Genomic DNA, 13,190 nt, shown 5'->3' with positions numbered 1-13,190 from the left:
CTCGCCAGTCCAGCACCCACCAGGACCGCAGCACTCGACATCATCTATTATCGTCGCTCGGCGGCCTCAGATGATGGATGGGGCCCTCGCCACCAGGGCTTTCAGCGCACTATGTCAGGAGTCCTGGAATCGTGGGCATTTCGCCCACGATTCCCGCGCGGGTTTCGTGGGGTGGGGTGGGGTGGGGTTGTCCGCCGCTACTCGGGCCAGGAGACGGTGACCGACAGTTCGTCGGCGCCGCGGACCAGGCCCAGGGCCAACGGCTGGCCAGTGGGCAGGGCGTCGAGGGCGGCGTGCAGGTCGTCCACCCGGGCGACAGGGGCGCCGCCCGCGCTCACGATCAGGTCGCCGGCGCGGACTCCGGCCTCGGCCGCCGGGCCGCCCGGCTCCACGACCCGCACCAGCACCCCGTCTCGGTCCGGGAGCCCGACCGATCGGCGCAGGTGGCGGGCGGCCCGGCCCGGCACCAGGCCCACCCCGAGGTGGGGCCGGTGGGGCGCCTCGCCCCGGGTCAGGGCGTCGACGCGGGCCTTGAGCCCTGCACCGGCGGGGATGGCGGCGTAGAACCCCTCGCCCAGGCGGTTGGTGTTGATGCCCACCAGCCGGCCCTCGAGGTCGACGATGGGCCCGCCCGACGACCCCCGCACCAGCGGGGCGGTGTGCTCCACCGTGCCCGTCACCCGCCTCCCCCTCGGGCCCCGGAAGGCCTGGCTGACGGCCGAGACCATGCCCACCGTGACCCGCAGGCCCCGGCCCCCGGGGTTAGCCAGGGCGAACACCACCGCCCCCACGGCCAGCCCGGCCTCGTCGGCATCGTCCCCGGTGCCGTCACCGGTCGGTTCCCAGGCCAGTGCCGGCGTGTCGCCGGTGTCGACCCGGACCACGGCCAGGTCGCCGTCGACGTCGGCCCCGACCACCTGGCCGGCCACCGTACGCCCGCCCGCGAACGTCACCGCCACCTCGGGACCGCCCACGTTGTGGGCGTTGGTGAGGACCAGCCCGTCACCGATGACCACCCCCGAACCCAGGCCCCAGCCGTGGCCGATCCCGACCACAGAACGGCCGGCCGTCCGGGCCACGGCCTGGGCCGCATCCTGCAACTCCCCGAGCACCTTTGCCGGCATCTCGTCCATCTCCTCCTAGTAACTTGCTACTTGCAAGTCAGTACACCACAACCGTGAGGGCCCGGCAAGAGGAATGATGGGGAACGTGGCCGACCCGCCCTCCCCCCTGGCCGAGGCCGTCGCCCGGGTGGGCGACCGGTGGGCCCTGCTGCTGGTCAACGCCCTGCTGGCCGGGCCCCGGCGGTTCAACGACCTCCAGGTCGACTTGGGTGGTATCGCCCCCAATGTCCTCACCCAGCGCCTGCGCCACCTCGAACGCGAGGGCGTGGTGACAGCCGTCCCCTACTCCCGGCGCCCGCTACGGGTCGTCTACCAACTCACGGCCGCCGGCCACGAGCTGGCGGGCGCCCTGCGCCTGCTGGCCCAGTGGGGGGCGTCCACCGGCCGCGCCGAACCCCTGCGCCACAGCCCGTGCGGCACCGCCCTGGAGGCCCGCTGGTGGTGCCCGACGTGCGCCCGCACGGCCGACGACGGCGAGGACGACGGCATCGTCCACCTCTGATCCCCGGAGCGGGTCAGACCGTCTGGTTGGCGATGGTGAGGTGGTGGGCGGTCCAGCGGCGCAGGTTGGCCAGCTTGCGGTCGTCGAGGACCTCGCAGGCCCAGCCCCAGTGGACCGAGACCCAGTCCCCCACGGCCACGTCGTCGGCGAACCCGAGGCCGTCGACCGAACGCAAGGCCCGCTCGGGCTGGGGTTGGCCCAGGGCCAGCTTGCCGTCCCGCCACACGAGAGGCTGGCGGGCGACCATCAGGGCGGCCCCGTCGACGGCCGTGACCTGGCCCCAGCTGATACGGCAGCTCTCGATGGCGGCCATTCCCACCGATTCGCGCTCAAGGTGGCGGTAAACGTCGACGACATGGAAGAGATGGAACGGTTTGGCCCCCTCAGGCGGCTTGCGCAGCACCTGGGCGCGCAGCTTCGGCGGGAGCTGGCTCCCGAAGCGCTCATCGAGCGTCTTGTACAGATCGCCAGCGTCCACCCCAGCCAGCAGCTCGTTGCCCAGCCAGTACGCCTCCACCACCCGGCGATCGAACGGGTCACCGATACGGTTGGCCGCCGCTATTGACCGCAGGTAGGGAGTAGCCCCCGAGAACTGGGTGAGCAGGGGTGTCAGGGCTGGGCCGGCCTGGCCGGTGGCCGCCTGCTCGAGGAGCAACTCGTTCTGGTTGCCACCGCAGTAACCCAGGTGGTTGGGCATGAACGCGTAGCGGATGAACAGGGCGATGCCCGCCGAGCCGGCCGTCACCACTTCCACCCGTCTGGTCTACCACCAGAATTTTTCCTGCGGTGCAGTGGCGCGCCAGCCAACTGTGCGCGATCCTTTAGGGCCTTATCTGCGCCCGCCACTTCCCCCGATCGGATGGAGCGCGCCATTGCTGGCGTCCAGCATTCTCACCAGACCTGACGTACTGGGTGGCGCCGCGGCCATCCTGGTGGCGACTATCGTCGCTCTCCGCATGACGCGGCCGTCCCGCAACCCGTTCAAGCTCCGAGGTTCCGGCAGCAAGGCCAAGGCGGCCACCGCCGGCGGTAGCGGCGAGACCCCCTTCCAGTTGGAGAAGGCCGACGCCTCGGGCCGCACCGTCACGTTCTCGGACGTGGCCGGCCTCGACGAGGCCAAGGCCGAGCTGCGGGACGTGACCGAGTTCCTCTCCGACCCGTCCCGGTTCCAGGCCCTGGGCGCCCAGTTGCCCCAGGGCATCCTGCTCTACGGCATGCCCGGGTGCGGCAAGACCCTGCTGGCCCGGGCGCTGGCGGGCGAGACCGGGGTGCCCTTCTACTTCGTGTCGGCCACCAGCTTCGTGGAGAAGTTCGTGGGCCTGGGCGCAGCCCGCGTGCGCCAACTGTTCGAGGCGGCCAAGCGTGACGCCCCGTGCATCGTGTTCATCGACGAGCTCGACGCCGTGGGCCGCCACCGCAACGCCGACGTGTCGGGCGAGCGGGAGTTCGACCATACGCTCAACCAGCTCCTGGTCGAGCTCGACGGCTTCCTGGGGGCCAGCGGCGTGCTGATCCTGGGCGCCACCAACCGGCCCGAGCTGATCGACCCCGCCCTGCTGCGTCCCGGGCGCTTCGACCGGCGCATCCGCGTCGACCGTCCGGACCGGGCCGGGCGGGAGAAGATCCTCATGCTCCACGCCATGCACCGTCCCATCTCCCGGCGGGTCGACTGGTCGGACGTGGCCGCCAACACGGCTGGGCTCACGGCCGCCGAACTGGCCAGCATCGTCAACGAGTCGTGCCTGCTGGCCGCCCGCCGCCACCGCGACCGGGTGGTCCCCGAGGACGTCGAGGAGGCCACGGCCCGCGTCCTGTCGGGCACCCACACGGCCAAGCTCATGGGCGAGGAGGAGAAGCAGCTCGTCTCCGTCCACGAGGGGGGCCACGCACTGCTGTCGGTCCTGCTGCGAGGCGTCAACCCGCCGCCCCGCATCTCGATCATCAGCCGGGCCAACGCCTTCGGGCGCTCCCCGTGGGCCTCGGCCGAAGACCGCGAGGTCATCACCAAGCGGGAGCTCATGGCCCAGCTCATCGTGTTGCTCGGGGGCCGTGCGGCCGAGATCAACGTGTTCGGGCAGCCCAGCACCCGCTCCGAGGACGACCTCGAGCACGCCTCGGCCCTGGCCCGGCGCATGGTCGAGAAGCTGGCCATGACCGGCCGCTTCGAACTGGCCGGCGACTCGCCGGGCGACGGCAAGCCCCGGGGCGGGACTGACGAGGGAGGCGGCAACCGCGAGATACGGGAGCTGCTGGTGCGAGCCGAGCAGGCTGCCCGCACCATCCTGCGCGACAACGAGCACGACCTCAACCGCATCGCCCAGGAGCTGTTCGACCGTGAGACGGTCACGGCCGGCGAGCTGCACCAGCTCGTCCACGGCGGCTCCGGCCCCACCCGGGTGGCGCCCAGCGCCTGATCCGGCCGGCCCGGTTAGGCTGGCGGCGCGTGGTCGAGCGTGGTCATGACGGCGAGCCGTCGCCCGTCGCCGGGCCTCGGCCGGGGCCCGAGCAGGCGGCGACCGGGTACAGCCCTGACATCGTCGGCCGCCTCCGGTCGGTCTCCTCCTCGCTGGTCGCCGAGCTCGACCTGGCCCGGGTCCTCCAGCGCCTGGTCGACGCGGCCGCCGAACTGGTCGGGGCCGAGTTCGGGGCCTTCCTGCCGGCCGGACCGCCCGACGTGGCCCGGGCGTCCTCGGGCCCCGTTCCCCACCTCCTCGCCCAGGCGCCCAGCGCCGCCCATGTCGACGCCCTCGGTCCGGTGATCCGCGGCGAGGGCGCGGTGCGCCTGGACGGGCCCGATGGCGGGGACCTGGGTGAGGGCAGTTGGCTGGCCTACCCCGTGGTCTCGCGGTCCTGTGAGGTGCTGGGGGCGCTGGTCCTCGGGCACGGGCGGCCGGGGACCTTCGACGACAACCACGAACGGGTCGTGGCCGCCGTGGTCGCACCGGCGGCCATCGCCATCGACAACGCCCGCCTCTACCAGGCCGCCGACCGGGCCCGGGCCTCGGCCCAACGCATGGCCGAGCGGCTCTCGCAGATGCAAGCCGTCAGTGCCCGGCTGGCGGGCGCCGGGACGGTAGACGAGGTGGCTGCGGTCGTCACCTCGGGTGCCGGGGAGGCCCTCGGTTGCCACCGGGCGTCGCTGTTCGTCCTGGCCGAGGGAGGGACGGCCCTGCGCCTGCTGCACTCGTTCGGCTACGAGGGCGACCTGCGCCGGCGCTGGGCCCGGATCGGTCTCGACGAACGGCTGCCCACGACCGACGCCCTCCTCGATCGGCGGCTCGTCCTGGTGGGCGACGAGCAGCAGTGGGCCTCGCGTTACCCGCAGCTCGACCCCGACCCTACCCGCAGCGTGGCCCTGGCCGTCATACCCCTGGCCCTGGGCGAGCAGGTCTTCGGAGTGGCCACCTTCGGGTGGGACTCGCCCCAGCGGTTCGAAGAGGACGACGCCGACTTCCTGGAGTCGCTGGCCGACCAGTGCGCCCAGGCGCTGGAGCGGGCCCGGCTCTACGAGCTCGAACGCGAGACGGCCCGCACGCTCCAGCGCAGCCTGCTCCCGCCGCGGGCCCCCGAGGTGCCGGGCCTGGAGGTGACGGCCCTCTACCGGGCCGGGGACCGCTCGGTGGCCGTGGGCGGCGACTTCTACGACGTGTTCCCCCTGGGCCTGGGACGCTGGGGCGTGGCCATCGGTGACGTCTGCGGCCGGGGGGCGGCCGCCGCCTCGCGTACCGCCCTGGTCCGCTACACGCTGCGGGCGGTGGCGACCGCCGAGGACGACCCGGTGGCCGTGCTCCGGCGGGTCAACGACGCCGTCATGCTCGAACCCGACGCCGACGACCGGTTCTGCGCGGCTGTCTACGGCTGCGTGGAGGTGGACGGCGGGCGCGCCCGGGTGACGCTGGCGTGCGCCGGCCACCCCCGGCCGGTGGTCGTCCGCCGGGCGGGGTGGATCGACGTGCGGGGCCAGCCCGGCACCCTCATCGGCGTGCTCGAGGACCCCGAGCTGACCTCAGACCGTGTCGACCTCGGCCCCGGTGACGCCCTGGTCTTCTACACCGACGGCGTGTCCGAAGCCCGCTCGCCGGCGGGGGGCCAGTTCGCCGATGAGGAACTGGCCGCCACCCTGATCGCCGGGGCCGGGATGGATGCCCCCGCCCTGGCCGCGTCCATCGGCCGGGGGGCGACCGAGTTCGCCGGGGGCACGATGGGCGACGACTTCGCCATCTTGGTCCTGCGGGTACCAGCCGACGCCCGGGCCGAGGCCGGGGCCGACTGGGACGGCGACCTCCCCACCCGGCCCCGGCCGCCCCGGGTGGCCCGCACCTCGCTGGTCACCGGGCCGCTGCCCACCGGCCCGCCGGCCCCGCTGTCGGCCGCCGCCGCAGCCGCCCGCTTCGTGGACGAGGCCCTCGACAGCTGGGGGCTCTCCGAGCTCGTGGAGAACCAGCCCGGGCCCCTCCTGGCCGAACTGGTGCCCGCCGTGGCCCCCCGATGCGACCCCGGACCGATGGCCGTGATCGTGCGTTACCAGGGGTCCCGCCTGCGGGTCGAGATCGGGGACGGGTCCCTGGCCACCCACCGCCAGCCGCCCGTGGGCCCCGGGCTGGGGGGCTGGCGCTCTCCCGCCCCGCGGCTTCGCTTCGACACGGGCGGGCCTCCCCCGCAGGGCACCGTGCCGCGACCGAGGAGCGGCCCGGCGCCCGTCGGGCCCCGGGGCCGGAGCCATGACGAGGGCGCGGCCGCCCACGGTCCCACGACCGGCCCTCCCCCGACGGGGCCCGGCCAGCCGCCCGTGGGGCTGGCCCCGGAGGTGGACGTGGAGGCCGTCGGTTTCGTGGGCGAGCGGGCCGCCGCCCGGCTCACGGCCGGGGCGGCCGGCTGGGGCGTGCTGGCCACGGCCCGGGGCCGGCGGGCCTGGTTCGAGGTCCCGGTGCGGCCCGCCTCCTGGTGAGCGCTCCGCCCGCCGACCGCGCCGCCCGCAGGCCTGGTCCGACCACCCCGGCGGTCGTCAGGGTGATCAGCGGCAGCCGCGATGTGACCCGCCACGACAAGGTGGCCACCGAGGAACCGCTGGAGATCCGCCTCTCGGCCGGCCCCGATAGCCGCACGGTGGCCGTGACCATGCGCACGCCCGGTTCGGACTTCGAGCTGGCCGCCGGCTTCCTGCACACCGAGGGGGTGATCGCCAGCCGGCGCGACCTCGACCGCATCGCCTATTGCACCGACGGGAGCGACCAGCTCTTCAACACGGTGACGGTGCGCCTCAGCTCGCCCCGCCTGCCCGACCTCGCCCCCCTCGAACGCTACGGGACCATCTCCAGCGCCTGCGGCGTGTGCGGCAAGGCCTCCCTCGACGGCCTGCGGGCCCGGGGGGCCCGGCCCCTGGCGCCCGGGGAGGGGCCGGTGGTGGACGCCTCGGTCCTGTACTCGCTCCCCGACGCCCTGCGGGCCGCCCAGCGGACGTTCGACACCACCGGCGGCCTGCACGCCGCCGGCCTGTTCTCGCCCGGGGGCGAGCTGTGGTGTGCCCGCGAGGACATCGGGCGCCACAACACCGTGGACAAGGTCATCGGCTGGGCCCTGATGAACGGGCGGCTAGCGGACTTGCGCGACGCCGTCCTGGTCGTGAGCGGGCGGGCCGGGTTCGAGATCGTCCAGAAGGCGGCCGCGGCATCGGTCCCGGTCGTGTGCGCGGTGTCCGCCCCGTCGAGCCTGGCGGTCGAGGCCGCTCACGAGCTGGGCCTGACGCTCGTGGCCTTCCTCCGCGACCGGCGGGCGAACGTGTACGCAGGCGCGCACCGCGTCAGCACATGAGCTTGCCGGAGTTCGACGCCATCGTGCTCACCGGGGGCCGGGGACGGCGGATGGGCGGCGCCGACAAGGGCTCCCTCGTGGTCGACGGCGTCCCCCTGGCTCACCGGGTGGTGGCCGCGGTAGCGGGCGCCACCCGGGTCGTCGTGGCCGGGCCCGTGCCCGCGGGCCTCGAACGTGAGGTGGTGGCCGTCCACGAAGAACCTCCCGGCGGTGGGCCGGCGGCGGCCGTGGCCGCCGGGCTGGCCCACGTCACCGCCGGCCGGGTGGTGGTGCTGGCCACCGACCTGCCGTTCGTGGACGCGGCCGCCGTCGCCCACCTGGTGGCCGCCGTCCCCCCCTCGGGCGGCGTGGCCCTGGCTGTCGACGGCTCGGGGCGCGACCAGTTCCTCCTCTCGGCGTGGGCGACGTCGACGCTGCGGGACGCCTTGCGGGAGGCGGCCGGGCCCGGCCCGGCGGGGGCCGCCGGCCTGCCGGCCCACCGGGTGTTGGCCGCCGCCCGGCCCGTCGTGAGGGTCAGCGGCCTGGGCCCGGCGGACGGCCCCCCACCGTGGCTCGACTGCGACACACCCGGCGACCTGGCCGCCGCCCGCCGCTGGGCGCAGGGCGGCGGCCAGTCCTGACGCCGGAGGCACTAGAAAGAGCCGATGGACGAGCTGGAGCGGTGGATGGCGGCCGTCGTCGAGGAACTGGGTGTGCAGGGCCCGGCCGACCTGGCCGCGGCCCGGGACCTGCTGCTCGATGTGGCCCGCGAGGTGGCCCACGCCGTCGACCGCCCGGCCGCGCCCGTGACCGCCTTCCTGCTGGGCCTGGCCGCTGGCCCGGGGGCGGCCGGCCTGGATCGCCACGCCCAGACCGTCCGGCGCCTGGCCGCGGCCTGGCCCGGAGCGCCGCCGGCGCCAGCGAAGGCGAACGGGGACGGCTGACCGCCCACCTACAGTGGCGGCGTCATGCCCGCCGCGCGCGAGATCCTGCACTGGTCCCATCTGTTCTCCGAGGTCGTCACCTCGGGCCTGTGCACGGGCTGTGCCGGCTGCGTGGTGGCCTGCCCCTACGACGTACTGGGCTACGACGACGACAAGGGCGTCTACAAGCCGTTCCACCTCGAGGCCGAGGGCGGGCCCCAGGGGTGCGGCCACGGCGACAAGGGCTGCACCTCCTGCACCCGGGCCTGCCCCCGCTTCCGGGCCTGGGAGCCCGAGATCGACAACCACCTGTTCGGCCGGCCCCGTGAGCGCCACGAGGTCGACGGGATCAGCAAGGACATCATCCTGGCCCGGGCATCGGACGAGACCGTCCACCGGCTCGGCCAGGACGGCGGGTTGGTATCGGCCATCCTCATCTGGGCCCTCGACCACGGCTACATCGACGCCGCCCTGGTGTCCTACCTGGAGGGCGACGGCACGTCGTGGAAGGCCGTCCCGGGTGTGGCCCGCACCCGCGAGGAGGTGCTGGCCGCGGCCGGCAGCCGCTACACCTACTCGGCCAACACGATGGCCTACGACGAAGCCGTGGCCGGGGGCGCCGAGAAGCTGGCCCTGGTGGGCATGAGCTGCCAGTCCTCGGTGCCCCCGGTGATGGACGTGCGCAAAGCGGGCAAGGTGGCCCGCCGGTTCGCCCTCAACATCGGGCTGCTGTGCTCCAAGACGTTCGACGACGCCATCTTCGAGGAGCTACTGGAGGCCCGCTACGGCCTCAAGCGGCCCGACATCGCCAAGATGAACATCAAGGGGGCGCTGCAGGTCTGGATGCGCGACGGCTCCTACCACGAGGTGCCCCTCAAGGAGTGCCACGCCTGGACCCGTGAGGGTTGCAAGATGTGCCCCGACTTCGCGGCCGAGCACTCCGACATCGCCACCGGGGGGATCGGTGCGTTCAACGACTGGACGCTCACCATCGTGCGCACCGACCTGGGCCGCGAGGTCCTCGTCAAGATGCTCGAGGACGGCACGATCATCGGCCGCCCGGGCGACGACGACCCGGGCGCCATCGCCCTGCTGCGCAAGCTCTCGACCAACCAGCGCAAGCGCTGGCCCGAGACGGCCTGGGTCGACGCTCCCCGCCTCATCCCCCCCGAGAAGAAGAAGGCCAAGAAGAAGAACCCCGCCCCTGGACCGGAGCAGGGCTGATCAGCGCGACAAGTGGGCACGGGCCTGGGTGAACACGGCGTCGAAGGCGGGTTCGGTGAGCCGGCCGGTGAACGTGTTCTGCTGGCTGGGGTGGAACGAGTCGACCAGGGCCCGTCCGTCGGGCAGCGCGTGTTCGGCCCCGTGGGCGAAGGTGGGCCGGGGGCGGCCCGTGCCGGCCAGGGCGCACACGGCGTCGTGGGCGAACCGGCCCAGGGCCACGATCACCCGTACGCCGCCCAGGGCGTCCATCTCCCGGGCCAGGTAAGGCAGGCAGCGGTCCCGCTCGGCAGGCGTGGGCTTGTTGGCCGGGGGGGCGCAGCGGACGGCGGCCGCCACGTAAGCGCCCCGCAGCTCCAGCCCGTCGTCGATCGACACGCTCACCGGCTGGTTGGCGAAGCCGGCCCGCCACAGGGCGCGGTAGAGCCAGTCCCCCGAACGGTCGCCGGTGAACACCCGGCCCGTGCGGTTGCCCCCGTGGGCCGCCGGGGCCAGGCCGACCACGAGCAGGCCGGCGTCGGGGTCCCCGAAACCGGGCACGGGCCGGCCCCAGTAGTCCTGGTCGCGGAACGAGGCCCGCCGTTCAACAGCCACCTGCTCGCGCCACTCGACCAGGCGGGGGCAGGCCCGGCACCCGACGATCTCGTCCGTGAGCTCGGCCAGACGGTCCACGGGCCGGTCGTCCACATCCGCCAGGGTAGGTTGGCCGGTCGATATGGCCCGCCGTCCTGCCCCCCTCCCGTCGACGACCATCCTGTTCGTCCGCCACGGCCTCACGCCCACCACCGGCAAGGTCCTGCCCGGGCGGGCGCGCGGCCTGCACCTGTCAGACGCGGGCCGGGCCCAGGCCCAGGCCGCGGCTGACGCCATCGCCGGCCTCAAGAAGGTCGAAGCCGTTTACAGCTCGCCCCTCGAGCGCGCCCGGGAGACGGCCGCTCCTATCGCGGCGGCGTGGGGCCTCAAGGTGGTCCCCGACAAGGGCCTGCTGGAGCTCGACATCGGGGAGTGGACGGGACTGGAGCTCAAGGCGGTGGCCAAGCTGCCGGCCTGGCAGCGGGTGCAGCGCAACCCCAGCGGGTTCCGGTTCCCCGGCGGGGAGTCGTTCACCGAGCTGCAGGCCCGGGTCGTCGCCACCGTCGAGCGGATCGTCGCCGCCCACCCTGGCACCACGGTGGTGGCCGTCTCCCACGCCGACACCATCAAGGCCGCGGCCGGGCACGCCACCGGCGCCCACCTCGACATGTTCCAGCGCATAACGATCTCGCCGGCGTCGATCACGGCCATCTTCTACGGGGAGCTGGGGCCCATGGTCGTCCACCAGAACTGGGTCCCCGTCCCGCTGGCCCCGCGGCCGTCATGAGCAGCTCGTTCGAACTGCACGAGGTCGAGCTGATCACCACCGGCGCGATCGGGCCCCCGGGCCAGCGCGTCTTCTACCTGCAAGTGCGCCATCCCGGCGGGGTCGTGTCGCTGCGGCTGGAGAAGGCCCAGGTGGCCGCCCTGTGCCGCTACCTCGACGAGATGCTCGAGGACCTGCCCGCCGTGGAAGCGGTTCCCGCGGACATGGACCTGGCCGAGCCGGTGGTGGCCGAGTGGGTGGTCGGGTCCCTGGGCGTTACCTACGACGAGGAGGACGAGCGCTTCCTGCTGGTCGCCGAGGAGATGGTCGACGAGGACGAACCCCCGGCCCGTGCCCTGATCAGGGCCACGACCGCCCAGATGGCGGCGTTCACCCGCCACGGCTCGACGGTCGTCGCTTCCGGCCGTCCCCCCTGCCCCCTGTGCGGGGGCCCGCTCGACCCCGATGGCCACATGTGCGTCCGCCTCAACGGCCACCGCGACCTGGGAGGCCGTTGACGCTCCTCTCCGAAGGCGAGATGGCCGTGCGCGGCCGCCTGCCCTGGAGCTCCAACGCCAGCTTCGTAGTCGAGCTCTGCCTGGGGGACGAGAAGGCCCGGGCGGTGTACAAGCCCCTGCGGGGCGAGCGCCCCTTGTGGGACTACCCGCCCGGCCTCTACCGCCGGGAGGTGGCCGCCTACTTGGTGTCGGAGTGGCTGGGCTGGGCCCTGGTCCCCGAGACGGTCGAGCGCGACGGCCCGCTGGGGCCGGGTTCGGTCCAGCGCTTCGTGGACGCCGACTTCGACGAGCACTACTTCACGCTGCTCGAACGTCCCGAACACCACCCCCGGCTGAAGGCCATCTGCGCTTTCGACCTGCTGGTCAACAACGGCGACCGCAAGGCGGGCCACTGCCTGGTGGCGGGCGAGGGCAGCCAGCGCCGGGTTTGGGCCATCGACCACGGCCTGTGCCTGCACGCCCACCCCAAGCTGCGCACCGTGATGTGGGACTTCGAAGGCCAGCCCGTCCCGCCCGAGCTCATGGAGGCCATCACCCGCATGGCCCTGCTGACCGCCGCCCCGGCCCCCCTGGCCCCTTTCCTGAGCGGCGAGGAGGCCGAGGCCCTGGTGGCCCGGGCTGCCTACCTTGTGCGCCACCCCGTCTTCCCTCCGGCCCGCTCGGCCAGGTCGTTCCCGTGGCCCCTGATCTGAGCGTCGCCGACCTGGTCGACATGGGCGACCTCGACGAGCTGCTCCGGAGGGTCGACGGCTTCTGCGACACCCGTGACTGGGAGGGGCTGGCCGACCTGCGCCGGCGCTGCCGGGCGGCCTTCGAGCGGGGCCGCCAGCTTTGGCCCGCGGCCAGCCACGCCGAGTACCGGCTGGCCCTGGAGGCCCCTGGGCGCTGGGCCGGCCCGGTGGTCGAGCCCGGGGCCGGTCGCTTCGCCCTGGGGCCGTTGTCGGAGGTGGCGGCCTCCACCCACACCTGGGACGAGCTGGCCCCGCACCTGCCGCTCTCCCCCGAGGCCGCCCTCGTGGCCCACGAACGGGTGGTGCGGGGTGAGGACCTGCGCTCCGACGGCCGGGTCGACCCCCATGTCGTGGACCTGCCCCTGGTCCTCCAGCCGTGGGAGCCCGCTTACCCCCTGGCCCACTACCGGGCCTACGAGGCGACCTTCGACGACGCGGCGCCCGCCCCTACCTCCATCGAGGGCGAGGGCGAGGTCGAGGGCGAGGGCGAGGGCGAGGGCGAGGTCGGTACCGGCGCGGGCGGGCCGGCGCCCGCGGCGGAGGCGATGGCCGTCGAGGCCCTGGTCGAGCTGGTCTCGGCCTGGACCACCCAGTCCGGCGGCACCGCCCGGGCGGTGGCCGTGCAGGGCCACGCGGCCGACGCCGTGGCCGCGGTCGCTGGGGATGGCAACGGCGGTCTGGTCCTCGTCCCCGTGGACGCGGCCCCCGCCCTGGCCACCATGGCCTGGGCGGGCGCCAGTGGGGGTGCCCGGGGCCGGCGCCGGGGCATGGCCCAGGGCCGGTTCGCGGCCTGGTGGGCGGCGGCCGCCCTGGCCGGCGACGCCGCCCTCGACGCCTGGCCCGACCTCGGTCCCCACCTCGGGCAGGTGCACTTCTACCGCTGGCACCGGACCGGGCCGGCCACCGGGTGGTCGCTACGCCTGGCCGCCGAACGCCCGGCCGGGGGCGTGTCGTTCGCCATCGAGGCCACCGACCGCCCCCCAGCCTGACCCAGTTACCGCGCGGCCCGGGCCGGCTGGCGGTCGGGCACCGGGCGGGCGGG

At 74.3% G+C, this 13,190-nt stretch carries 14 protein-coding genes; 11 read left to right on the top strand and 3 right to left on the bottom strand.

Translation table 11 applies throughout. The annotated features are described in order from the left end of the window. Positions 1 to 197: 197 nt before the first annotated feature. A complete protein-coding gene (locus tag AB1673_04090) occupies positions 198 to 1,133 on the bottom strand; it encodes a trypsin-like peptidase domain-containing protein (protein ID MEW6153161.1) in 936 nt (311 codons plus the stop codon). 76 nt (positions 1,134 to 1,209) lie between these two features. Here AB1673_04090 and AB1673_04085 point away from each other — a divergent pair, with 76 nt between their 5' ends. After that, positions 1,210 to 1,626, top strand: coding sequence for a helix-turn-helix domain-containing protein (locus AB1673_04085; GenBank protein ID MEW6153160.1), 417 nt, complete (start codon positions 1,210 to 1,212; stop codon positions 1,624 to 1,626). Positions 1,627 to 1,639: 13 nt separating this feature from the next. On the opposite strand, the gene AB1673_04080 is transcribed toward AB1673_04085, so the two are convergent. Further along, on the bottom strand, positions 1,640 to 2,380 hold the full coding sequence (locus AB1673_04080) for a DUF6390 family protein (protein MEW6153159.1): 741 nt from the start codon (positions 2,378 to 2,380) through the stop codon (positions 1,640 to 1,642). Positions 2,381 to 2,582: 202 nt separating this feature from the next. Between AB1673_04080 and AB1673_04075 the strand changes: the two genes are divergently transcribed. Genes AB1673_04075 through AB1673_04050 form a run of 6 tightly spaced genes read left to right on the top strand, consistent with a single transcriptional unit; the run spans position 2,583 to position 9,563 of the window. Beyond that, positions 2,583 to 4,040 carry an AAA family ATPase gene (locus AB1673_04075; GenBank protein MEW6153158.1) on the top strand — a complete coding sequence of 486 codons (1,458 nt, stop codon included), beginning with the start codon at positions 2,583 to 2,585 and terminating at the stop codon, positions 4,038 to 4,040. A gap of 29 nt (positions 4,041 to 4,069) precedes the next feature. Beyond that, positions 4,070 to 6,574, top strand: a complete 2,505-nt coding sequence (locus AB1673_04070) for a SpoIIE family protein phosphatase (protein ID MEW6153157.1) — start codon at positions 4,070 to 4,072, stop codon at positions 6,572 to 6,574. Continuing rightward, on the top strand, positions 6,571 to 7,437 hold the full coding sequence (gene fdhD, locus AB1673_04065) for a formate dehydrogenase accessory sulfurtransferase FdhD (GenBank protein ID MEW6153156.1): 867 nt from the start codon (positions 6,571 to 6,573) through the stop codon (positions 7,435 to 7,437). Before AB1673_04070 ends, fdhD begins: the two co-directional genes overlap by 4 nt. Beyond that, positions 7,434 to 8,057 (top strand): NTP transferase domain-containing protein, encoded by a 624-nt coding sequence (locus AB1673_04060; protein ID MEW6153155.1) that lies wholly within the window; start codon positions 7,434 to 7,436, stop codon positions 8,055 to 8,057. The genes fdhD and AB1673_04060 overlap by 4 nt, the downstream gene beginning before the upstream one ends. Before the next feature lie 24 nt (positions 8,058 to 8,081). Further along, on the top strand, positions 8,082 to 8,360 hold the full coding sequence (locus AB1673_04055) for a DUF6457 domain-containing protein (GenBank protein ID MEW6153154.1): 279 nt from the start codon (positions 8,082 to 8,084) through the stop codon (positions 8,358 to 8,360). 24 nt (positions 8,361 to 8,384) lie between these two features. After that, positions 8,385 to 9,563: a Coenzyme F420 hydrogenase/dehydrogenase, beta subunit C-terminal domain gene (locus tag AB1673_04050; protein ID MEW6153153.1), complete on the top strand. Its 1,179-nt coding sequence runs from the start codon at positions 8,385 to 8,387 to the stop codon at positions 9,561 to 9,563. Here the strand turns inward: AB1673_04050 and AB1673_04045 are convergent, their stop codons facing one another. Then, on the bottom strand, positions 9,564 to 10,247 hold the full coding sequence (locus tag AB1673_04045) for a uracil-DNA glycosylase (GenBank protein MEW6153152.1): 684 nt from the start codon (positions 10,245 to 10,247) through the stop codon (positions 9,564 to 9,566). A 28-nt stretch (positions 10,248 to 10,275) separates the two neighbouring features. On the opposite strand from AB1673_04045, the gene AB1673_04040 reads away from it, so the two are divergent. The 4 genes from AB1673_04040 to AB1673_04025 are packed head-to-tail and all read left to right on the top strand — an operon-like array spanning position 10,276 to position 13,137. Next, the gene (locus tag AB1673_04040) at positions 10,276 to 10,920 is read left to right on the top strand and encodes a histidine phosphatase family protein (GenBank protein ID MEW6153151.1); all 645 of its coding nucleotides are present in this window, start codon (positions 10,276 to 10,278) and stop codon (positions 10,918 to 10,920) included. After that, positions 10,917 to 11,417: a DUF3090 family protein gene (locus AB1673_04035; GenBank protein MEW6153150.1), complete on the top strand. Its 501-nt coding sequence runs from the start codon at positions 10,917 to 10,919 to the stop codon at positions 11,415 to 11,417. Before AB1673_04040 ends, AB1673_04035 begins: the two co-directional genes overlap by 4 nt. Further along, on the top strand, positions 11,414 to 12,109 hold the full coding sequence (locus AB1673_04030; protein ID MEW6153149.1) for an SCO1664 family protein: 696 nt from the start codon (positions 11,414 to 11,416) through the stop codon (positions 12,107 to 12,109). The genes AB1673_04035 and AB1673_04030 overlap by 4 nt, the downstream gene beginning before the upstream one ends. Further along, positions 12,094 to 13,137: a hypothetical protein gene (locus AB1673_04025; protein ID MEW6153148.1), complete on the top strand. Its 1,044-nt coding sequence runs from the start codon at positions 12,094 to 12,096 to the stop codon at positions 13,135 to 13,137. Before AB1673_04030 ends, AB1673_04025 begins: the two co-directional genes overlap by 16 nt. The last annotated feature ends 53 nt before the right edge of the window (positions 13,138 to 13,190 follow it).

It is taken from the genome of Actinomycetota bacterium (genome assembly GCA_040754375.1).
Taxonomy (GTDB): Bacteria; Actinomycetota; Acidimicrobiia; order Acidimicrobiales; family AC-14; genus JBFMCT01.
Note: the sequence above shows the minus strand (reverse complement) of the source record. Positions and strands in the feature narration are given on the sequence as shown.

Coding starts and splice junctions, on each gene's coding strand:
- AB1673_04090 (MEW6153161.1), bottom strand. CDS start 1,133: ATGGACGAGATGCCGGCAAAGGTGCTCGGGGAGTTGCAGGATGCGGCC.
- AB1673_04075 (MEW6153158.1), top strand. CDS start 2,583: ATGACGCGGCCGTCCCGCAACCCGTTCAAGCTCCGAGGTTCCGGCAGC.
- AB1673_04060 (MEW6153155.1), top strand. CDS start 7,434: ATGAGCTTGCCGGAGTTCGACGCCATCGTGCTCACCGGGGGCCGGGGA.
- AB1673_04055 (MEW6153154.1), top strand. CDS start 8,082: ATGGACGAGCTGGAGCGGTGGATGGCGGCCGTCGTCGAGGAACTGGGT.
- AB1673_04050 (MEW6153153.1), top strand. CDS start 8,385: ATGCCCGCCGCGCGCGAGATCCTGCACTGGTCCCATCTGTTCTCCGAG.
- AB1673_04040 (MEW6153151.1), top strand. CDS start 10,276: ATGGCCCGCCGTCCTGCCCCCCTCCCGTCGACGACCATCCTGTTCGTC.
- AB1673_04035 (MEW6153150.1), top strand. CDS start 10,917: ATGAGCAGCTCGTTCGAACTGCACGAGGTCGAGCTGATCACCACCGGC.